Source organism: Microbispora catharanthi (assembly GCF_006334915.2).
Lineage (GTDB): Bacteria > Actinomycetota > Actinomycetes > Streptosporangiales > Streptosporangiaceae > Microbispora > Microbispora catharanthi.
The window spans coordinates 24623-45490 of the sequence record NZ_VDMA02000008.1 but is presented as its reverse complement, the minus strand read 5'-3'; the positions used below and the strand labels follow the sequence as shown (position 1 = coordinate 45490).

Genomic DNA, 20868 nt, shown 5'->3' with positions numbered 1-20868 from the left:
TCAGCGGTGGTCTCTGGTGAGGAAGAGCAGCCGGGCCCGCTTGTCCGGCAGGTCGATCTCGGGCCCGAGGGTGAAGCCGGTCCGCAGCATCCGGTCGATCACCTTGGCGTTGCGGGCGTCCGGCTCGGCCACGATCCGGGTGTGGCGCGGGTCGGAGAACACGTACGCGAGGAGCACGGACAGCAGGGCGGGGGTGAAGCCGCGCTCGCCCTCCCCCGTCGCCGGTCCGAGGAGCAGGTGGACGCCGAAGTCGCCCGGCTGGACGTCGTAGCACTCCCCGACCGGGTCGGCCTCGGGCTCGTACGTCTGGAAGAGCGCCACCGGCCGGTCGTCGCGGTGGACCAGATAGGCGTGGTGGGTGGCGAGACCGTCCAGGTAGTCGTAGATCTCCAGAACCCGCGTCCGGCTCGCGCCGAGCATGCCCCAGAACCGGGCCCGCTCCTCGGTGACCCAGGAGTGGATCAGGCCCGCGTCGGCGGGCGGGTCCACGGGCACGACGCGGAAGGCGCCGAATCCCTCGACCACCTGCTCCCATAGGGCCTCGCGCCGTGCGGGGGCCGTGGTCCGTGCGTCAGGGGTCATGTCGCTCCTCGGTCTGCCGGGTCCATGGTCAGCCGGTTCCAGTCCGTGATCACCGGTACGAGCTCGCCGCGCAGCCACAGCGGGTGCTGGTCACGCCGATGGGGGTCACCGGGCACGCCGCTCGCGCCGAACGGGACGATCCACAGGCTCCCGTCGCGCCGGGCGAGGTCCCACACGTAGCGCGCCGCCGGGCCCCGGGCGCAGTGATGGGTGACGCCCGGCACACTCGACGTGGACAGCACACAGTCGTGGTCGCCCGGCAGGCCCGCCTCCGCCGGCGCAGCGCCGTCCCCAGAGCCTGCGCCGTCCCCAGAACCTGCGTTGTCCACAGGGGATGAGATCGCAGGGGACGGCAGTGCCCGCCAGGGGGCGAGCCGGTGCAGGTCGCCCCACGAGACGCCGCTCGTTTCGCCGCGCGCCGCCACATCCTCCAGCGCCGCCCCGGCCAGTTCCGTGAGGGCTGCCCGGTCGAGCCCGGGCAGCAGGCCGGTCGTCAGCACGCTCTCCAGGGCGTACGCGACACGGGGAGCCGGCGCGAGCCACGGCCGGAAGACCTCGGGAACCCCCGCGTCCAGTCCGGCGAGGGATGCCAGGGCGGGATGGGCCGCCAGGCGACGCACCACCTCGGCCCGGACCGCCGCGTACGCCGCCGCGTCGGTGCTGCCGGCGTCCATACGCCGGTCCCAGGCCGACAGCCGGTCACGCAGGCGTACGGCCTCGGGGCCGAGCCCGTCCGTCCCGGCCAGCAGGTCGAGGAGAGGGCCGGCGCTGGGCAGCAGGGTGTCGGTGTGGACGGCCGCCATGTCCCCGGCCGACCAGCGCGGCGACCCGTCGAGCAGGCGCCTGATCCGGTCGGCGCGGTATGGCGGAGCGAACTCGGCGCCGAGCGGTGCGGCGATCCCCCGCTCGTTGGCCATGACCGTGATGCCGCGGATCTCGCGGCGTGGCATCGGAGCGTGCCGGTCGCCCCACTCGTGGCCGGGCTCCCAGGCGGGCACGACCCGCAACGCGTTGTCCGGGTGGCGTACGGGCACCGTCCCGGCGACCCGGTGCAGCAGCCCGCCGTCGGTGTCCGCGGCGAGCACGACGTTGACGGGCTCGGCCCAGCGGTCGAGCGCCCGGTCCACGTCGGCCACGGTCTTCGCCAGCAGCAGCGCCGGCAGCGCCGCGAACCCCAGGTCACGGCGCACCCGAGGCGGATATCGCAGGCTCACCGCCTCCCACACGCGTCCGTGGCCGATCTCCCCCGGGACGCGGGCGTCCGCCATGACGACCGGGCCGCGCTCGGTCTCGACGACCTCGACCTCGACCGTGGCCTCCCCCGCCACCTCGACGACCTCGACGTGTGCGGTGCAGGGACGCCAGCCGTCCGGTCCCAGCGCCTCGACGCGGCCGTCCGCGCACCGGAGCCGCTCGCGGTAGAGGTCCTGGTAGTCGGCCATGGCGTTGGTGATCGCCCAGGCGACCGAGCCCGCGTGCCCGAAGTGGGCGATGCCAGGAACGCCCGGCACGGCCAGTCCCACCACGTCGAACTCGGGACAGGCCAGGCGGATCTGCTGATAGAAGCCGGGGTCCTCGATGAACCGGTGGGGATCGCCCGCGATCAGGGCCGCGCCGGTGGCGGTGCGATCCGCGGGGACCAGCCAGCCGTTGCTCCCGGCGGTGCCCGGCCCGTCGGCCGCGAACAGCGCGACCGCCTCGGGACCCAGCCGCTCGGCCACCGCCTCGCGCCACAGCTTGGCCGGGAAGTGCGCGAAGAGGATGTGGTGGGACAGCCAGATCGCCATCGGCGTCCACGGCTCCCACCGGCCCGGCGCGATCCCCGCCTCGGGCCGTGCCGCCTCGGGCCGTGCCGCCTCGGAGCGTGCCGCTTCCGTCGTGGTGAACTCCGGAGCCCGGCGCGCCCCTTCGGGGAGCCCGGCGTTGACCCCGTCCACGTAGGCGTTCACCCAGCGTGCCGTGTCGTCGTCCAGGGCGTGCAGGCAGCGCTCGGCGGTGTCCGCGAGCCGGGCCTGCCGGGCGAAGCGGTCCCACGGGACGGCGTCCGGCCCGAGGATCGCCGCCGACGTGCCGGTCGCCCGGCGCCGCTCGACCTCGATCTGCCAGGCCCGGTCAAGGGCCGTGACACGCCCCTGGGCGAAGGCCAGTTCGTACGGATCGCCCGCGCGCAGGTGGGGGATGCCCCAGGCGTCTCGATACACCCTGTTCACGACACCGTCTCCGACACCGAGATGTTCACGACGCCGTCCCTCGCGTAATTCTCGTCACCGCGTAGCCGATTCGGTGCGGCGGCGGGCGGCGGGAACGACCAGCGGAGTGCCGGTCTCGGGGTCGTCGATCACCCGGCAGGGCAGCCGGAAGACCTCCTCCACCAGGTCGGCGGTCATGACCTCCCCGGGCGTCCCGGCGGCCACGACCCGGCCGTCGCGCATCGCGATCAGATGGGTGGCATAGCGGGCGGCGTGGTTGAGGTCGTGGAGCACGGCCACGAGCGTGCGTCCGCGCTCCTCGTGCAGCCGGGCGCACAGGTCGAGGACCTCGATCTGGTGGGCGATGTCCAGGTAGGTCGTCGGCTCGTCCAGGAGCAGCAGCGGCGTCTCCTGCGCCAGCGCCATCGCGATCCACACGCGCTGGCGCTGCCCCCCGGACAGCTCGTCGACCAGGCGCCCGGCCAGGTCGGCGACCCCGGTGGCCTCCATCGACTCGCGCACCACCCGCTCGTCGTCGGCCGACCACTGGCGCAGCAGCCGCTGGTGGGGATAGCGCCCGCGGCCGACCAGTTCGGCGACCGTGATGCCGTCGGGCGCGACGGACGTCTGGGGCAGCAGGCCGAGGGTCCTGGCGACCTTCCTGGCGGGCAGGGAGGTGATGTCCCGCCCGTCGAGCAGCACGGTCCCGGCGGCCGGCCGGAGCGTGCGCGCCAGCGCCCGCAGCAACGTGGACTTGCCACAGGCGTTGGGCCCGATGATCACCGTGAAGGACCGGTCGGGGATGGCGACGTCAAGGTTCTCGGCGACGACCCTCTTGTCGTAGGAGAGGGTCAGCGCGCTGCCGCTGAGGCGCGGCCCGTCGTCGTGCATGCCCGCCACTCCGTTCCCCTGTCCGCTGGTTCCGTGCTCGATCGTCTGGGTCAAATCCGTCCCGCCTTCCGCTGGGCGGCGAGCAGCCAGACGAGGTAGCCGCCGCCGAGCACCCCCGTCACCACCCCGACGGGCAGTTGGTGGCCCGCGAACAGCCGCTGCGCGGCCAGGTCGGCGCCCGTCAGCAGCGCCGCGCCGGTGCACGTCGCGGCGAGCAGGTTCGGCCCGGGCGCCCCGGTCATCCGCCTGGTCAGGTGCGGGGCGGTGAGCGCGACGAACGACACGGGCCCGGCGGCCGCCGCCGCGAGGGAGGTGAGCAGCACGGCCGCCGTCAGCAGGACCAGCCGCAGGCCCTGGACCCGTACGCCGAGGCCGCGCGCCAGGTCGTCGCCCATCTCAGTGATCGCCAGCGGGCGCGCGCAGCCGAGCAGCACCACCGGCGCCAGCATCGACATCGCGACGAGCAGCGGGAGGACGTCCTCCCAGCCGCGCCCGTCCAGGCTGCCGGTGAGCCACAGCATGGCCCGCGCCGCCTCCATCAGCCGTCCCCGGGTCAGCAGGTAGCCGTTGACGCCGGTGAGGATCGCGGTGGCGCCGATGCCCACCAGCACGAGGCGGTGGCCGTGCAGGCCGCCGCGCCAGGCCAGCGCGTAGATGACCGCTCCGGTGACGACCCCGCCGAGCACCGCGCCGCCCGCGAGCGCCGCACTGCCGCCTCCCGTGACGACCACGAGGAGCGCCCCGGCCGCCGAGCCCTGGGTGAACCCGAGCAGGTCGGGGCTGCCCAGCGGGTTGCGTACGAGTGACTGGAAGACCGCGCCGGCCAGCGCGAGGGCGGCGCCCACGAGCAGCGCGGTGACCACGCGGGGCAGCCGGAGCTCGTGCACGATGAAGTCCTCGGCCGGGCTGCCGCCGCCCACGACGGTGCGGACGACATCGGAGGGGCTCATCGGGTAGTCGCCGCCGCCGACCGCGAGCACGCCGAAGACGAGCGCGAGCAGCAGGCAGCCGGCTCCGACGGCGACGGCCCTGAACCGAAGGGGCAAACCGCCGGCGATCCTTCGGACGGGCACGGGCCTTGCCGCACTCATGCCTTCTCCTCGCCTGACGGCTCGGAGTTCCGTCGTGCCGGAGGCGCGCAGGTGACTCTGTAGCGGATCACGCTGTGCCTGTTGATTCGCTCGCCACGCTCGCTCATGCGCGGACCTTCCTTCGCACGAAGTACAGGAACAGCGGGCCGCCCAGCACCGCCGTGACGATGCCCGCCTGCAGCTCGCCGGGCCGGGCCACGAGCCGTCCGAGCACGTCGGCGCCGAGCAGCAGCACGGGCGCGAGCAGCGCGCAGCAGGGGAGCATCCAGCGCTGGTCGGGGCCGGTCAGCGCCCGGACGAGGTGCGGCACCATGAGCCCGACGAAGACGATGGGCCCGCAGGCCGCCGTCGCCGCCCCGCACAGCAGCGTCACCGCCACGATGGCGCCCGCGCGGACCCGGGCGGGATGCGCGCCGAGTGAGCGCGCCGAGTCGTCGCCGAGCGCGAGCGCGTTGAGCGGCCTGGCCAGGGCCAGAGCCAGCAGCAGGCCCGCCGCGACGAACGGCGCCATCATGGCCGCGGTCTCGCCCTGCGCGCTCGCCAGCGAGCCGACCGTCCAGAAGCGCATGGTCTCCAGCGAGGCCGCGTCGAGCAGCATCGTCCCGTTCACGTACGAGTAGAGCGCGGCGTTGACGGCGGCTCCCGCGAGCGCCAGCCGCGCCGGGGTGGCCGCACGCCCGCCGCCCACCGCGTACACCAGCACGGACACGGCCGCCGCGCCGGCCAGGGCGAACCAGACGTAGCCCTGGAACGTCGCCACCCCGAAAAGCCCGGCGGCCGTGGCCACCGCCGCCGAGGCGCCCGCGTTGATCCCCAGCAGGCCGGGGTCGGCCAGCGGGTTGCGGGTCAGCGCCTGCATGACGCCGCCGGCGACCCCCAGCGCGACCCCGGCGAGCAGCCCGAGGAGGGTGCGCGGCAGCCGCATCTGGTGGACGACCGTGTAGGCGGCCGAGTCGGCGTCGACGAGCCCGTGCCAGACCTCGGCCGGGGAGAGCTGCCGGGCGCCGAGCCCGAGGCTGAGCACGAGGAGGGCGGCCAGGGCGATCGCCGAGCCCAGCAGCGCCGCGGCGCGCCGGCCGTTTTCCGCGCGTTTTCGCGGCGCCCCCGCAGGCCCGCTGATCTGCGAGGACTCCATGACGACCACGACCGGCTCCGGTGGGGGGCGGGGGGCGATTTCCACCGCCCCTCTGGACAAGAACTTAGGTAAGGGTAACCTAACTAGCGATCAACCCCAAGGCCGGTGCCGGCAGAACCTGCCCCGTGACAGAAAGACGAACCGTGCGAAACCTGAACTCCCCCTTGTCCCGTCGCGGCCTTTTCGCGGCGGGCGGAGCCGCCGTACTCACCCTGGCCCTGGCCGCCTGCGGGTCGAGCGATCCGGCGCCCTCCACCGCAGGTCAGAGCGCGAAATCGTGGTCCTTCGCCGACGACAGGAAGGAGACGGTCACGGCCGGGGCCGTCCCCTCGCGGGTCGTGGCGTTCACCGGGACGGCGGCGGTGCTCGCCGACTACGGCCTCCAGCAGAAGGTCGTCGGCGTCTTCGGCGAGACGAAGCGCGCCGACGGCTCGCCCGAGCCGCAGGCCGGCGACCTGGACGTGAACAAGGTCACGATCCTCGGCAACGTCTGGGGCGAGTTCAACATCGAGAAGTACGCCGCGCTGCGTCCCGAGCTTCTCGTGACGCACATGTACGACCCCGGGGCCCTGTGGTACGTCCCGGACGAGAGCAAGGACAAGATCGTCAAGCTCGCTCCCACGGTTGCCGTCAGCACGGCCCGCGTCCCGATGACCGAGCCGATCGAGCGTTATGCCGCCCTCGCCGAGTCGCTGGGCGCGGATCTCAAGGCCCCGAAGGTCGCCGAGGCCAGGGCCAGGTTCGAGGCCGCCGCCGAGAGCGTGCGCAAGGCGGTCGCCGAGAACCCCGGCATCAAGGTGCTGGCCGCCTCGGGCAGCCCCGACGTGCTGTACGTGTCCAACCCGGAGGTCAACACCGACCTCATGTACTTCACCCAGCTCGGGGTCGACGTCGTCAAGCCGGAAAAGCCCGGCGACGGCGGCTACTACGAGAACCTGAGCTGGGAGAACGCCGACAAGTACGACGCCGATCTGATCCTGCTCGACAACCGCGGCACCGCGCTGCAGCCCAAGGACCTGACGTCCAAGCCGTCCTGGGCCACGCTGCCCGCCGTCAAGGCCGACCAGGTCGTGGGCTGGGACCCCGTGCCGCGCTTCTCGTACGCCGGAGCCGCGCCGATCCTGGAGGGCCTTGCCTCGGCGATCCGGAACGCCAAGAAGCTCGGCTGACCACGCTTCGGATAAATCACCCGGGGACACGTGTCGACTCCCAAAAATTAGGTTCGCCTAACCTAACTTCTCACGGTAAGGATGGCAATGACCTCTCCCCATGCCGGGGCCGCGCGGCCATACCTGTTCAACGACCGCACAGTGGAGGGATACCGGCGGGCGATGGCCGCGGCGACCGAGCGGGTGGCGGACCGGATCCGGCGCGCCGACCGGCCGTTCAGCGGCGTGTCCCCGGAACGGCTCACGCCGGAGATCGCCGCGATCGACCTCGAACGGCCGCTGCACGACCACGCCGCCGCCCTCGACGAGCTCGAACGGGTCTACCTGCGCGACGCCGTCTACTTCCACCACCCCCGCTACCTGGCGCACCTCAACTGCCCGGTGGTGATCCCCGCGCTGCTGGGGGAGGCGGTGTTGTCGGCGGTGAACTCCTCCCTCGACACGTGGGACCAGAGCGCGGGCGGCACGCTCATCGAGCGCCGCCTGATCGAATGGACGGCCGGCCGGATCGGCTTCGGCCCCGCCGCCGACGGCGTCTTCACCAGCGGCGGCACGCAGTCGAACCTCCACGCCCTGCTGCTCGCCCGCGAGGAGGTTCGTACGAACGCCGGTGCCGTTCCTTCGCGGCTACGCGTGATCACGTCCGAGGCCGGGCACTTCAGCGTGCGCAAGGCGGCGAACCTGCTCGGCCTCGGACCGGACGCCGTCGTCACCGTGGAGACCGACGACGAACGGCGGATGCGGCCGGCCGCGCTCGCCCGCGAACTCGGCCGCTGCCGCCGCGCCGGACTGGTGGTCATGGCCGTGGTGGCCACCGCGGGCACCACCGACTTCGGCTCGATCGACCCCCTGCCGGAGATCGCCTCCCTGTGTAGATCGGCCGGGGTGTGGCTGCACGTGGACGCGGCGTACGGCTGCGGGCTGCTGGTCTCCCGCAGACGGCGGCACCTGCTCGCCGGGATCGAGCGGGCCGACTCGGTCACCGTCGACTTCCACAAGTCCTTCTTCCAGCCGGTCAGCTCGAGCGCCCTGCTGGTGCGCGACGGCGCGGTGCTGCGGCACGCGGCCCACCACGCCGACTACCTCAACCCCCGGCGGATGGCCGAGCGGGGGATCCCCAACCAGGTGGACAAGAGCCTGCAGACCACCCGCCGCTTCGACGCGCTCAAGCTCTGGCTGACGCTGCGGGTGATGGGCCCGGACGCGGTCGGGGAGCTGTTCGACGAGGTCGTGGACCGCGCGGCCGCGTCGTACGCCCTCGTCGCGGCGGACCCGCGCTTCGAGGTCGTCACGCGGTCGCCGCTGAGCACCCTGGTCTTCCGCTACCTGCCGCAGGAAGGTCCGGGCCGCAAGCTCGCCGACGACGCGAACCTGTACGCCCGCGAGGCGCTGGCCGCCTCCGGCGAGGCCGTCGTCGCGGGGACCACGGTCGACGGCCGCCACCACCTGAAGCTCACCCTGCTCAACCCGGAGACCACGCTGGACGACGTCGCGCATGTCCTCGACCTCCTCGCCGGACACGCCCAGCGGTATGTGGATGACCTCGCCCCGGTCGCCGACCACTCGGAGGTAACGCATGTCCACTCATGACTTCGTCGCGATCGGGCTGGGGCCGTTCAACCTGGGCCTGGCCTGCCTCGCCGAGCCCATCGCCGAGCTCGACGGCGTGTTCCTGGAGGCGAGGCCCGGCTTCGCCTGGCACCCGGGGATGATGCTCGACTCCGTGACGCTGCAGACGCCGTTCATCGCCGACCTCGTCACGCTGGCCGATCCGACCTCGCCCTACTCCTTCCTCAACTACCTGAAGGAGACCGGCAGGCTGTATCCCTTCTACATCCGCGAGAGCTTCTACCAGCTCCGCGCCGAATACGACGCGTACTGCCGATGGGCCGCCGCGCGGCTGCGGAGCGTCCGCTTCGGCCACCGGGTGACCTCGGTGACGTACGACGAGGCCGACGGCCACTACGTCGTACGCGCGGTCACCGGCGGCGGAGAGGAGACCGAGCACCGGGCCCCCCACCTCGTGCTCGGCACCGGGACCCCGCCGTACGTGCCGGAGGCCTGCCGGGGCCTCGGCGGCGACCTCGTCCACAACGCCGGCTATCTCGACGCCAAGGCCGCGCTGCAGGCGAAGGACAGCATCACGATCGTCGGCAGCGGGCAGAGCGCGGCCGAGATCTACCGCGACCTGCTGGCCGGCATCGACACACACCGCTACCGGCTGAACTGGGTGACCAGGTCCCCGCGGTTCTTCCCGCTGGAATACACCAAGCTGACCCTGGAGATGACCTCCCCCGAGTATGTGGACTACTTCCACGCGCTTCCCGAGGACACCCGCTACCGCCTCGAAGCCGAGCAGAAGGGCCTCTACAAGGGCATCGACGCGGCACTGATCAACGACATCTTCGACCTGCTGTACGCCAAGACCGTCGGCGGCCCGATCCCCACCCGCCTGCTGACCCGCACCGAGCTGCGCGAGGCCGCGTACGACCCCGGCCGGGGCGAGTACACGCTCGGGCTGCGCCACGTGGAGCAGGAGCGCGACTTCACGCTCGTCACCCAGGGGCTCGTGCTGGCCACCGGCTACCGCTACGAGACTCCCGCCTTCCTCGACCCCGTACGCGACCGGATCCGGTGGGACCGGCACGGCCGGTTCGACGTTGCCAGGAACTACAGCGTCGACGTCACCGGCCGGGGGATCTTCGTGCAGAACGGCGCCACCCACGCCCACAGCGTCACCTCCCCCGACCTCGGCATGGGCCCCTACCGCAACTCGTGGATCATCGGCCAGATCCTGGGCCGGGAGCACTACCCCGTCGAGAAGGCCATCGCCTTCCAGGAGTTCGGGGCGCCCGAGGGCGTGGTCGCGTGAGCGAGCGAAGCGAGCGAACCGGTAGGCGTAGAGACCTCCTCTTCCGCCGCACCGACGCCCGGGTCGGCGAGCTCGCCGTACGCCGGCTCGACCCGCGGACCGACGCCCCGGCCGTGCACGCCTGGGTCACCCACCCCAAGGCCGTGTTCTGGATGATGCGGGACGCCGACGTCGCCCGTGTGGAGAAGGAGTACCGCGAGATCGTCGAACACCCGCACCGCGACGCGTTCCTCGGGCTGGTGAACGGCCGCCCGGCCTTCCTGGCCGAGCGCTACGACCCCGCCCGGGTCGAGCTGGCGGGCCTCTACGACGCCGAGGAGGGCGACGCCGGCATGCACTTCCTGTGCGCGCCGGCCGAGACCCCGGTCCACGGCTTCACCCTGGCCGTGATCACCACGGTCATGGCGCTGCTGTTCGCCGATCCCGCGACCCGGCGGGTGGTGGTCGAGCCCGACGTGCGCAACACGGCGGTGCACGCGCTCAACGCGGCCGTCGGCTTCGAGGTCGTGGGCACCGTCGTCAAGCCGGAGAAGGACGCCCTGCTGAGCCTCTGCACCCGGGAGCGGTTCCTCGCGGCGACCCGGGAGGCGACGGCGTGAACCCCATCGAGGCGGTCTCCCATCTCACCCCCGCCACCTGGGAGAAGGCCAACCGGCGGCTGGTGCGCAAGGCGCTCGCCGAGTTCGCCCACGAGCGGCTGCTCACCCCGCGCCCGCTCGGCGGCGGCCGGTACGCCGTGCGCGGTGAGGGCGTGGAGTATCGCTTCACCGCCACCGTGATGTCCCTGGACCACTGGCGCATCGGCGAGGTCACCCGCCACCGGCTCTCCGGCGAGACCCTGCCGCTCGACGCGCTGGAGTTCGTCACCGAGATGCGCGGCCCGCTCGGGCTGAGCGACGAGGTCCTCCCGGTCTACCTGGAGGAGATCACCTCCACGCTGGCGAGCCTCGCGTACAAGCTGAGCCGGCGGCCGGTCGGCGCGGCCGAGCTGGCGAAGGCCGGCTTCCAGGAGATCGAGGCCGCCATGACCGAGGGCCACCCGTGCTTCGTGGCCAACAGCGGCCGGATCGGCTACGGGATCGACGACCACCACATGTACGCTCCCGAGGCCGCCGCGCCCGTACGGCTGATCTGGCTGGCCGCCCACCGCGATCACACCACGTTCACCTGTTCGCGCGACATCGACTACGAACGGCTGATGCGCGGCGAACTGGGCGAGGAGGTCCTGGCCCGCTTCGCGGGCACGCTGGGCGGCCTGGGACTCGACCCGGCCGACTACCTGCTCGTGCCGGTGCACCCCTGGCAGTGGTGGAACCGGATCTCCGTGACGTTCGCGGCGGAGGTCGCCGAGCGGCGGCTGGTCTGCCTGGGCCCCGGCGACGACGAGCACCTCGCCCAGCAGTCGGTCCGCACGTTCTTCAACGCGAGCGAGCCGTCCAGGCACTACGTCAAGACGGCCCTGTCGGTGCTGAACATGGGCTTCATGCGGGGCCTGTCGGCGGCTTACATGGAGGGCACCCCGGCGATCAACGACTGGCTCGCCGACCTGATCGGGGACGACGAGGTCCTCCGCGCGACCCGCCTGACGATCATCCGCGAGCGGGCGGCCGTCGGCTACCGCAATCGTCTGTACGAGGCGGCCACCGACCGCCACTCGCCCTACCGGAAGATGCTGGCGGCGCTGTGGCGGGAGAGCCCGGTCGCGGGCCTGGAGCCGGGCCGGCGCCTGGCCACGATGGCCTCCCTGCTGCACACCGACGATGAGGGGCGGTCGTTCGCGGCGGCGCTGATCGAGCAGTCGGGCCTCGCCCCCGAGGTGTGGCTGCGGCGCTACCTCGACGCGTACCTCGTCCCGTTGCTGCACGCCTTCTACGCGTACGACCTGGCGTTCATGCCGCACGGCGAGAACGTCATCCTGGTCCTCGACGGCGGCACGGTGGAACGGGTGATCTTCAAGGACATCGCCGAGGAGATCGTGGTGATGGACCCGGACGCGGACCTGCCGCCCGAGGTCCGGCGGATCCGCGCGGAGGTGCCCGAGGAACACCGGCTGCTGTCGATCTTCACCGACGTCTTCGACTGCTTCCTGCGCTTCCTCAACGCGGTGCTCGCCACGGACGGCGTGCTGGACGAGGACGCCTTCTGGCGGACCGTCGCCGAGTGCGCGGCGGCCTACCAGCGGTCGGTCCCGCACCTCGCGGACCGGTTCCGGCGCTACGACCTGTTCGCCGAGACGCATCTCCTGTCGTGCCTCAACCGCCTGCAACTGCGCGACAACCGGCAGATGGTGGACCTGACCGATCCGTCGGCCGCGTTGCAGACGGCAGGCGAGCTGGACAACCCCATCGCCCGCTTCGCCCCGGTCGCTCCGGTGCAGGCGGAGAGCTGAGCGCCGCCTACGCCGGGGCGTACGTGAGGCAGTCGGCCTCGTCCTGGGAGTAGCCGATGTCGATGCCGGGCGCCTGGCACTCCAGCGCCACGTTGTGTCGGCAGTCGGACATCTTGCAGGCGCCCACCCGGCCCACGGTCTCCTGGTCGCCTCCCCGCGTGGACGCGGTGAAGAACGTGTCGCAATGCGCGTGGGACGCGTCCCCGACCGTGATGGCGGTGGCGTGGCACATGCCGTCGCGGTTGTACGCGCACGAGGTGGCCTCGCACCGGTTGACTACGGGCATCTCCATGAGCGGCTGTTCCCCTCTGACGATCGTGGCTTTCGTCCTGGCTCATACCGCCTTCGACCAGGTCGGCAATCTCCGCCGCGGTCCCAGACTCGGCCAAGCCACGCCAGAGGATTCAGTGCAACAACTCCTCGGCCACGGCGAGGAGCTTCAGGGCGGTCGGGTCGGCGGGCCCGCCGTCGCGCGGCACCCGGTCGGAGATCCGCTGCAGCAGCACGTGGACGTCGTCGCCGCCGGGCGCGGCAGGGAGCGCCGTCTCGGCCCGTCGCAGCCGCAGCAGAAGCTCCAGCCCGTACGCGGCCTGGGCGGCGAGCATCGCGAGGAGGTCCACGTCGGCGAGGTCCCCCCGCCAGGTGGCCGACCTGTCGAGCACCTCCAGCACACCGATGCAGCTCTCCTGCCGGATCACCGGCGCCGCCATGATGCTGCGGGGGACATACCCGGTGGACTCGGCGGCGTCATGGGCGAACTGCGGCACCGCGGTCACCTCGTCGGCGATCATCGGCTGGCCGCTCGCCGCGACCCAGCCCGCGATGCCCGTGCCGGCCGGGAAACGCGTCCCGACCAGGTGCTGCTCCCCCTCGCCCGACACGGCCTCGAAGACCAGCTCGCCGGTCTCCTGGTCCACCAGGAAGACCGACGCCGCGGCCGAGGCGAAGACGTGCCGGGCGACCTCGACGGTGGACTGCAGCAGCCCGCGCTCGATGATTTCGCTGTCGGAGCGCCGTTCATGCACGGACATGCGCGCCTCCCTTGGATGCGACGACGTTGCTGGCGGCCAGATAGAGCACGGACTTGAGCTGGAAGGGGGTCATCCACCGGTGCCTGCTCAGGATGAGCGCGCAGATCCCGGTGATGTGCGGCGCGGCGAAGCTGTTGCCGGTGCTGCGGATCTCCCTGCCGCGGCGCCAGGCCACCGGGACCCGGACGCCCCGGGCGAGGAACTCGGCCGGCGGCGCGGGGTTGTAGTAGTAGGTCATGGGGTCGGGTTCGTCGTGGCTGGCCACCGAGATGACCGAGGAGAAGGTCCAGGGGAAGCTGACGACCGGCATGTTGTGGGCCGAGGCCACCAGCAGGCAGCGCCGGAAGTACGCGCGGTCGGCCAGCTCGTGCAGCGCGGGCAGATACCGGCTCCTGGTGGTGGACAGGCTGAGGTTGACGAGGTCGAACCCCTCCTCGACGGCCCAGCGCAGCCCGGCCAGGAGGGCGGCTCCGCTGCCGGAGCGCCCGTCGGTCAGCACCCGCACCGAGGTCAGCGAGACGGCCGGGGCGATCGAGCGGATCACCCCGGCGCACGCGGTCCCGTGCCCCACGGGGTCCACCGGCTCGCAGTCGACGACCGTCAGGTCCTCGCCGTCGGCGACCACCAGCGAACGCTCCAGCCCGCCGACTCGCGGGTGACCGGCGTCCACTCCGGTGTCGAGCACGCAGACGCGCACGCCGGCTCCGTCGGCGCGGTCCGCGCCGCCGTCACCCGCGCCGTCACCACCTGTGCCGTCACCACCCCAGGCCCACTCCCTGGTGACGTCCTCCAGGCGGCTCACGCCGAACTCCTCCGGGGCCAGCCGGGAGGTCGCCAGGCTCCAGGCCGGCACGCCGGGGAACTGCTCACGCCGCTCCCGGCGCCATGGGGGCTGCGTCAAGGTCGCCTCTCCTCCTCGATCCACCGGCGTACGCGCCGGGCGGGCAGCTCCGCTCCCTTGGCCGCGTAGTCGCGCAGCGCGCGGGCCGCGGCCAGGGCCGCCGGGCCGGTGCGCCCGGCCGCGCGGTGCGCCACCGCCAGGTCGGCCAGCACGTCGCCGCGCAGGCAGGGGTCGTCGGTGCGGGCGAGCAGTTCCTCCGCCCGGGCGGCGAGGGCGCCCGCCGCGCCGTGGTCGCCGTCGAGGGCCGCGACCCTGGCGCTCAGCGCGAGAAGGGTCAGCTCGCCGCGGGCCTGCAGCCGTCCGCCCGCGGCCCGCAACCGGTCCAGCTCCCGCGCGGCCTCGGGGTGCCGCCCCTGCCGGAGCAGCTCGCGCACGGCGTAGAGCTCCAGCGTCCTGGCCGGCTCGGACTGGCCCGCCCGATGGAGGTCCGCCGCCGCCCTGCGGAACAGCGCCTCCGCCTCGGCGTGCCGGTCGACGAGTGACTCCACCAGCCCGCGCACCTGGAGGACCGCGGTCGCCGCGAGGTCGAGGTGGAGGTCGCGGGCGTACTGGTCGGCCTTGTCGAGGACGGCCCTGGCAGCGGTGACGTAGCCGGCGAGCGCGAGCAGCCGCGCCTCGGTGACCAGGACGGGCAGGAGCATCGCCCGGTCGGCGCGGAACCTGCCCGACACCCCGACGCACAGGCTCAGCCCCTCGGCCAGCGGCGTGGGGGACCACTGCGCCAGCTCGCAGAGCCCGCTGAGCAGGCGGTTCTCCTCATATCTGTCGCCGAGGGAGCGGGCCCGGGCCAGGGCGTCGCGCAGCGCCGCCTCGGCCGCCCCGAACCGGCCCTCGCCGATGCGCACCAGCGCCTGGAGATGGTGGAAACGGCACCAGCCGAGGTCGTCGCCGGGGTCGGCGGCCAGCAGGTCGCGGAACGGCTCGCCCGACGCGGGCCGGGTGCCGAAGCGCACTGCCAGCGTCTCGCGCTGAATGGCGCAGATCAGCCGGTTGCGCCGGTCGTCCGGCAGCATCCGCTCGGCCACATCCAGCGCGTCGTACGGCCGGTCGGCCTCGCCGTGGGCCAGCCCGGCGTCGCAGATGCGCACCGCCAGCACCCGGTGCTCGGCGTGGCCGGCCGGCAGCAGGTCGCGCCCCCGCTCCAGCAGGGCGATGGCGGCGGGCAGGTCCTTGCGGTGCAGCGCCTGGGTGCCCTCGCCCACCAGGGCGCGGGCGGCCCGCTCGGTGAGCGCCGGCAGCATCGGGTCGTCCGGCCGCACCTCGCGTTTGAGCAGGCAGGCGGTCTCCAGGTGGTGGGTCAGGTCGCCGTGCGAGCTCTCCTCCGCGGCACGGGACGAAAGGGCGGCGCGGGATGCCGCGGCGGCGCCGGCCCGGCCGGCGATCCGGTCGGCGAGGGCCAGATGCCAGGTGGCCCGCAGGTCCTTGCGGGTCATGGCGTAGACCGTGTCCCGGGTCAGCGTCTGAGCGAAGCGGAACGACCCCGGCGCCTCCCCGCGCCGGACCATGCGCGTGCGGATCAGGCGCCCGAGCAGCTCGTCGACGTCGAGCCGGGCCTGCGGCTCGGCCGCGCAGAGGACGCCGAGCTGGTCGCGGGTGAAGAGGTGGCCGATCGTCGCGGCGCGTTCGAGCACGTCGCGCTCCCCCTCGTCGAGCCGGTCGAGGCGCGCGCCGAGCAGCGCCTGGATGGTGGGCGGCAGCGGGGCGTCCTCCCCCTCCTCGGCCAGCGTCTCCAGCAGCAGCTCGGCGAACAGCGGGTTGCCGTCGGAGCTCCGCGCGACCCGCAGGCACAGGGCCGGGCCGGCGGCCATGTCGTGGGCGACCACCTCGGCGTCCGGCAGCCGGTGTGCGGCCAGCTCGGCGACCAGCCGTTCCATCTGAGCGGCGTCGAGCGCCCCCAGCTCGAACGCGGCGGCACGCTCCGCGTCGTCCCCCCAGGCGGGCCGCGCCTCCAGCAGCTCGGGCCTGGCCACCCGTACGACCAGGACGGGCACGTCGGCGAGCCACGCCGCGAGGTCGTCGATCAGGTCGAGCAGGGTCGGCTCGGCCCAGTGCAGGTCCTCCCAGACCGCCACCAGCGGGCCGCGCCGGGCCAGCGCCTCGAACAGTGCGCGCACCGCCCGCGAGATCTCCTCGACGCCCGCGTCCTCCCCGGTGCGCGGCGCGCGCGAGGCGTCGGCGGTCGCCAGGCCGCGCAGGGTGGAGCCACTCGACGCCTCCAGCGCCGGCTGGATGTCCCGCCAGTCGTCGCCGAGGGATTCGACCATCTCCACAATGGGGCGGTAGGTGATCCCCACGCCGTACGAGCGGCACCGGCCGGTGATCACGGTGACCCCGGCGGGCAGCTCGTGGACGAAGTCGCGCACGAGCCGGGACTTGCCGATGCCCGGCACGCCGAGCACGGTCACCACCCGGCACCGGCGATCCCGCACCGCCTCGCGGTACGCGGCGCGCAGGCGCCCGATCTCGGAGTCGCGGCCGATGAGCGGGATCTGGTCGTCGTCGTGGCCGGTTTCGGGCTCCAGGGAGGTCACCCGCCAGGCCCGTACGGGGTTGCTCTTGCCCTTCAGCGTGAGCGGCGGCACGGGCTCGAGACGCGCCTGGGCGCGGACCATGCGCGCGACCTCGTCCCCGACGAGGATCTCGCCGACGCCCGCGGCCGACTGCAGGCGGGCGGCCGTGTTGACGGTGTCGCCGATGACGCGCAGGTCCGCTCCCGGAGTGGCGATGACCACAGCCTCCCCGGCGCTCACGCCGCAGTGCACGTCGAGCCGGATGCCGTGCGTGGGGGCCAGGTCCTCGCTCAGCTCGCGCACCCGCTGCAGCGCGGCGTGCGCGGCGCGGACCGCGCGGAGCGCGTCGTCCTCGCGGCCGGCGGGGATGCCGAAGGCGGCCATGATCGCGTCCCCGATGTATTTCTCCACCACGCCGCCGTGCTCCTCGATGCCGGAGGTGCACGCCCGGTAGTAGCGGTCGAGGACGTCCCGGAGCAGCTCGGGATCGAGCCGTTCTGCGAGCTCCGTCGAGCCGACCAGGTCGATGAAGACGACGACGACGTTCCGGCGCGTAGGGCGGGCCGCCCCGGCGCTCATACGAGCTTGAGCTCCTGCCCCTCGACCTCGCCCGCTGCCGCGTCCAGGCGGGTCTTGATCGAGTTGAGCAGCTCGACCTCCGGCCTGCTCAGCTCGGCGAACACCTGCCGCTGCCGCTCGTTGAGCAGGTCCACCGGGTGACCCGCCTCGCGCAGGGCCGTCAACGGGTCGAACGGCGCCGGCCCGCTATGAACCTCGCGGCTGTTCATCGGCCACCTCCTGGTCGTGCGGGGACTGGTCGTGCGGGACCTGTCGGCCACAGGGGTACGCCGCCAACGGTAAGTACGGAGGGTTCAGGGCCAGTATGGCGACGCCATGCCGTCGCCATACTGGCCCCGATCACGCCTGGTCCGGCCGCCCATACCGGCCCCATACCGCGTCCCTACTGGGCGCGAACCGCCCGTTGGGACGCTCCGGGCATGAGCGAGCGGAGCGAGCGAATCAGTAAGCGCGGTGAGCTGCCGCCGCTGCGCCGTAACTCCCGGTTCCAGATGCTCTGGATGGGGGCGGCGGCATCGGAGCTGGGGACCACGCTCACCTGGGTGGCCTTCCCGCTGCTGATCCTGGCCGTCACCGGCTCCGCCGCGCTGGCCGGGCTGGTCGGCGCCTGCCGGATCACGGCCAATCTCCTGTTCTCCCTGCCAGCCGGGGCGTGGGTGGACCGGTGGGACCGGCGCCGGATCCTGATCGCCGCCGAGGTCGTCCGGTGTCTCGCCCTGGCCGCGCTCGCCGCCGCCGTCCTGACCGGCCGGGTGGCGCTGTGGCAGATCTTGGCGGTCGCGGTGGTGACCGGCGCGGCCGACTCCTTCTTCGGCCCCGCCAGAGCCGCCGCGATCCGCGGGGTCGTGGCTCCCGGGCAGCTTCCCGAGGCGTACGCCCAGGAGGAGGCGCGCGGGCACGCGGCCGCCCTCGCCGGGCCGCCACTCGGCGGCCTCCTGTTCGGCCTGGGCCGGGCCCTCCCGTTCGCCGTGGACGCGCTCAGCTATCTGGTCTCGCTGGTGTGCGTGGTGCGCGCGCGGGTGCCGCGCCGGCCGGCGGGGGCGGCGGAGCGGCGCGAGACCGGGATGCGGGCCGACGTCATGGAGGCGGCGGGCTGGCTGTGGCGCCATCGCGGCCTGCGCGCGGGGCTGGCGTTCGCCCTGGTCGCCAACCTCGTCGCGAACGCGCTGCTGCTGCCCGTCATCGTCATGGTGGAGGCGCGCGGCGGTGATGCGGCCGCGACCGGCGTCGTGCTGGCCGGGCTGGGCCTGGGCGGTCTGCTCGGCGCGACCCTGTCGGCCAGGATCGGACGCCTGCTGCCGCCGGGCAGGCTCATGCCGGCCGTGGTCGGATTCTTCGCGCTGGCCGTCTGCGCGACCGCCCTGCCGTTCGGGCCGTACTGGCCGGTGGTCCCGCTCTTCCTCGCGACGGTCGCGGCGCCGGCGCTCAACGTGGTCCTGCGTGTCCTGCTCGCCAGGCTCGTCCCGGACGCGATGACGGGCCGGGTGGTCTCCGTGTTCACCATGGCCACCATGGGCCTGACCCCGGTCGGGCCGCTGCTCGGCGGCCTGCTGGCGCAGTACGTCGGCGGCGCCGGCGCGCTGGTGGCGGTGGGCGGCCTGCTCGCGGCGTGCAGCGTGGTGGCCTCGATCAGCCCCGCGCTGCGCGGCCTCCACGTGCCGGCTGCCGCCGCCACCGGTTCCGCGCCCTCAGCGGTTCCGGTCCTCGCCGAGCTCGGCCGCGAACCGGTGGGCGAGCGGTGACATCGCGTACGACAAGGAGTGGGCGACCACTTCGACGTCGGTCTCTACCTGCGGGATCGACAGGACACCGGCCTCCAACAGGGACTCGATGACCCGCTCGCCCGGCCCTTCGGTGCCGTCCAGCGCCACGACGAGCTCCTCGTGCCCGAAGACCGGGCCGTCGAGCGCGCCCAAGGCGAGGAACGCGGCGCGGTGCGGCCACGACGGGTGGGCGTAGGACTCCTCGAACCGCCGGCGCAGTGACACGTCCCCCGCGACGAACTCGTCCAGCACGTCCTCGGTCCGTTCCAGCCGCTCCGCCAGCAGGCCGAGCGGCAGGTGCCGCAGCCCGGCGAGCCGTCCCCCGAGCAGGCGCAGGACCAGCGGCGACAGCCCGCACCTACGGAAGATCCGCAGGACGGCGGGCAGATCCCCGGCCACCCGGTGGCGGCCGATCAACCGGCTCAGGAACTCGACGCCCTCACTCGTGGACAGGTCCTCGAGATCGATCCTGGCCACCGACTCCAGCCCGCTGAGCCTGTTCCGGCTCGTCACCAGGACTCTGCTCGACGTGGTGCCGGGGAGCAGCATGCGGACGCTCGACTCGTCCGGCGAGTCGTCGAGGACCAGCAGGACCTTCCGGTCGGCGAGCCACGACCGCCAGACAGAGGCCAGCACGTCGTCCCCGCGCACGCCGGCGACCTCCAGTCCGACGCCCTCCAGGATCTCCCGCTGGACGTCGGCGGCCGGCCTGGCGACTCCGTGGCACCGCAGCGGGATCACCACGGCGCCGTCCGGATAGCGGGGGGCCAGCAGGTGCGCGACGTGCACGGCGAGGGCGGTCTTGCCGGCGCCGAGCCCGCCCGTGATCACCGTGACGGGCGCGGGCTCGTCCAGGACGCGCCGCACCTCCGCCTCACGGCCCACGAAGTCGTCGATGGCGCGGGGCAGCCGGTTCGCCAGGGCGCGTACGGGCCGGGGGCGGACGACGCCGGACAGGCCGGGGAGACGCGCGGGCGGGGGCCCGTCACCGCGGAGGATGGCCTGGTAGAGCTGCCTGATCAACGGGCTGGGATCGATGCCCATCTCGGCGGCGAGGTGCCGGCGCAGGCCCTCGAAGTGGGCCAGGGCCTCGGCGGCCCGCCCGCACCGCGACAGCGCGGTCATCCTGGCCGCGGCGACGCGCTCGCGGGCGGGGAACCGTGCGGCGACGACGTCGAGGGAGCCCAGGGCGTCGACGTGGCGGCCCAGCTCGATCTCCAGCTCGACCCAGTCCTCGTAGATCGACAGGAAGAGCTCGGTGAAGCGGCCCACCTCGGCGGCCACGAGCGGGACGTGGCAGAACTCCTCGAGCGGCCGTTCCCGCCACATGCGGACGGCGTCGCCCAGCAGCGCGGCGGCGGTGGCGAGGTCTCCGCTCCGGACGGCGGCGCGCCCCGACCTGCCCAGCTCCAGGAAGCGCAGCAGGTCGAGCTCCTCGCGATCGGCGCTGATGCGATAGCCCCATCCCTGGAAGCTGATCCGGTCGCCCACGATCTTGCGGAGCGCGGACATGTAGACCTGCAGGTTCTTGCGGGCCGTACGCGGCGGGGTCTCGCCCCACAACGAGTCGATCAGCTGGTCCGACGGGATGACCGCGTTCGCGTGGCACAGCAGTATCGCCAGGAGAAGCCGCTGTTTCGGAGCGCCGATGACGGCCCTGCGGCCCGCGACGCGGACCTCCAGCGAACCGAGTACAGAACAGTGCAGTCGCGGCGAGCTCACGTCACCCATGGCGCTTTCCTTGGTCCGGGTCTGCGCGGCGACCC

General features: G+C 73.3%; 17 protein-coding genes. 6 read left to right on the top strand and 11 right to left on the bottom strand.

Annotated elements, in window-relative coordinates; all coding sequences use genetic code 11:
• The 5 genes from FH610_RS16700 to FH610_RS16680 all read right to left on the bottom strand — a co-directional run bounded on the left by FH610_RS16700 (position 1) and on the right by FH610_RS16680 (position 5933).
• On the bottom strand, positions 1 to 582 hold the full coding sequence (locus FH610_RS16700; protein WP_139575394.1) for a GNAT family N-acetyltransferase: 582 nt from the start codon (positions 580 to 582) through the stop codon (positions 1 to 3).
• Complete coding sequence (locus FH610_RS16695; RefSeq protein WP_139575393.1) at positions 579 to 2792, bottom strand: penicillin acylase family protein; 2214 nt, start codon at positions 2790 to 2792, stop codon at positions 579 to 581. Before FH610_RS16695 ends, FH610_RS16700 begins: the two co-directional genes overlap by 4 nt.
• Positions 2793 to 2846: 54 nt before the next feature.
• The gene (locus tag FH610_RS16690) at positions 2847 to 3662 is read right to left on the bottom strand and encodes an ABC transporter ATP-binding protein (RefSeq protein WP_139575691.1); all 816 of its coding nucleotides are present in this window, start codon (positions 3660 to 3662) and stop codon (positions 2847 to 2849) included.
• A gap of 50 nt (positions 3663 to 3712) precedes the next feature.
• Positions 3713 to 4753 (bottom strand): FecCD family ABC transporter permease, encoded by a 1041-nt coding sequence (locus FH610_RS16685; protein ID WP_139575392.1) that lies wholly within the window; start codon positions 4751 to 4753, stop codon positions 3713 to 3715.
• A 103-nt stretch (positions 4754 to 4856) separates the two neighbouring features.
• Entirely contained in the window at positions 4857 to 5933 is a 1077-nt protein-coding gene (locus FH610_RS16680; protein ID WP_240809012.1) for a FecCD family ABC transporter permease, read from the bottom strand.
• Positions 5934 to 6031: 98 nt separating this feature from the next.
• Between FH610_RS16680 and FH610_RS16675 the strand changes: the two genes are divergently transcribed.
• The 5 genes from FH610_RS16675 (at position 6032) to FH610_RS16655 (ending at position 12318) form a co-directional block, all read left to right on the top strand.
• Positions 6032 to 7057, top strand: a complete 1026-nt coding sequence (locus FH610_RS16675; protein ID WP_139575391.1) for an ABC transporter substrate-binding protein — start codon at positions 6032 to 6034, stop codon at positions 7055 to 7057.
• Between the two features lie 87 nt (positions 7058 to 7144).
• Entirely contained in the window at positions 7145 to 8647 is a 1503-nt protein-coding gene (locus FH610_RS16670) for a pyridoxal phosphate-dependent decarboxylase family protein (RefSeq protein ID WP_205825831.1), read from the top strand.
• Positions 8634 to 9929: a lysine N(6)-hydroxylase/L-ornithine N(5)-oxygenase family protein gene (locus FH610_RS16665; protein ID WP_139575389.1), complete on the top strand. Its 1296-nt coding sequence runs from the start codon at positions 8634 to 8636 to the stop codon at positions 9927 to 9929. The genes FH610_RS16670 and FH610_RS16665 overlap by 14 nt, the downstream gene beginning before the upstream one ends.
• Complete coding sequence (locus tag FH610_RS16660) at positions 9926 to 10528, top strand: GNAT family N-acetyltransferase (RefSeq protein WP_139575388.1); 603 nt, start codon at positions 9926 to 9928, stop codon at positions 10526 to 10528. Before FH610_RS16665 ends, FH610_RS16660 begins: the two co-directional genes overlap by 4 nt.
• Complete coding sequence (locus FH610_RS16655) at positions 10525 to 12318, top strand: IucA/IucC family protein (protein ID WP_139575387.1); 1794 nt, start codon at positions 10525 to 10527, stop codon at positions 12316 to 12318. The genes FH610_RS16660 and FH610_RS16655 overlap by 4 nt, the downstream gene beginning before the upstream one ends.
• A 7-nt stretch (positions 12319 to 12325) precedes the next feature.
• On the opposite strand, the gene FH610_RS16650 is transcribed toward FH610_RS16655, so the two are convergent.
• The 5 genes from FH610_RS16650 to FH610_RS16630 all read right to left on the bottom strand — a co-directional run bounded on the left by FH610_RS16650 (position 12326) and on the right by FH610_RS16630 (position 17548).
• A complete protein-coding gene (locus FH610_RS16650) occupies positions 12326 to 12610 on the bottom strand; it encodes a DUF1540 domain-containing protein (RefSeq protein WP_139575386.1) in 285 nt (94 codons plus the stop codon).
• Positions 12611 to 12722: 112 nt separating this feature from the next.
• The gene (locus FH610_RS16645; RefSeq protein ID WP_205825830.1) at positions 12723 to 13349 is read right to left on the bottom strand and encodes a GAF domain-containing protein; all 627 of its coding nucleotides are present in this window, start codon (positions 13347 to 13349) and stop codon (positions 12723 to 12725) included.
• On the bottom strand, positions 13336 to 14250 hold the full coding sequence (locus tag FH610_RS16640) for a S8 family serine peptidase (protein WP_139575385.1): 915 nt from the start codon (positions 14248 to 14250) through the stop codon (positions 13336 to 13338). The genes FH610_RS16645 and FH610_RS16640 overlap by 14 nt, the downstream gene beginning before the upstream one ends.
• The gene (locus tag FH610_RS16635; protein ID WP_139575384.1) at positions 14247 to 17339 is read right to left on the bottom strand and encodes an AAA family ATPase; all 3093 of its coding nucleotides are present in this window, start codon (positions 17337 to 17339) and stop codon (positions 14247 to 14249) included. The genes FH610_RS16640 and FH610_RS16635 overlap by 4 nt, the downstream gene beginning before the upstream one ends.
• Complete coding sequence (locus tag FH610_RS16630) at positions 17336 to 17548, bottom strand: aroma-sacti cluster domain-containing protein (RefSeq protein WP_139575383.1); 213 nt, start codon at positions 17546 to 17548, stop codon at positions 17336 to 17338. The genes FH610_RS16635 and FH610_RS16630 overlap by 4 nt, the downstream gene beginning before the upstream one ends.
• Before the next feature lie 210 nt (positions 17549 to 17758).
• On the opposite strand from FH610_RS16630, the gene FH610_RS16625 reads away from it, so the two are divergent.
• Positions 17759 to 19081, top strand: coding sequence for an MFS transporter (locus FH610_RS16625; RefSeq protein ID WP_161628016.1), 1323 nt, complete (start codon positions 17759 to 17761; stop codon positions 19079 to 19081).
• On the opposite strand, the gene FH610_RS16620 is transcribed toward FH610_RS16625, so the two are convergent.
• Positions 19028 to 20833 carry an AfsR/SARP family transcriptional regulator gene (locus tag FH610_RS16620; RefSeq protein WP_139575381.1) on the bottom strand — a complete coding sequence of 602 codons (1806 nt, stop codon included), beginning with the start codon at positions 20831 to 20833 and terminating at the stop codon, positions 19028 to 19030. The genes FH610_RS16625 and FH610_RS16620 overlap by 54 nt on opposite strands.
• Between the last annotated feature and the right edge of the window lie 35 nt (positions 20834 to 20868).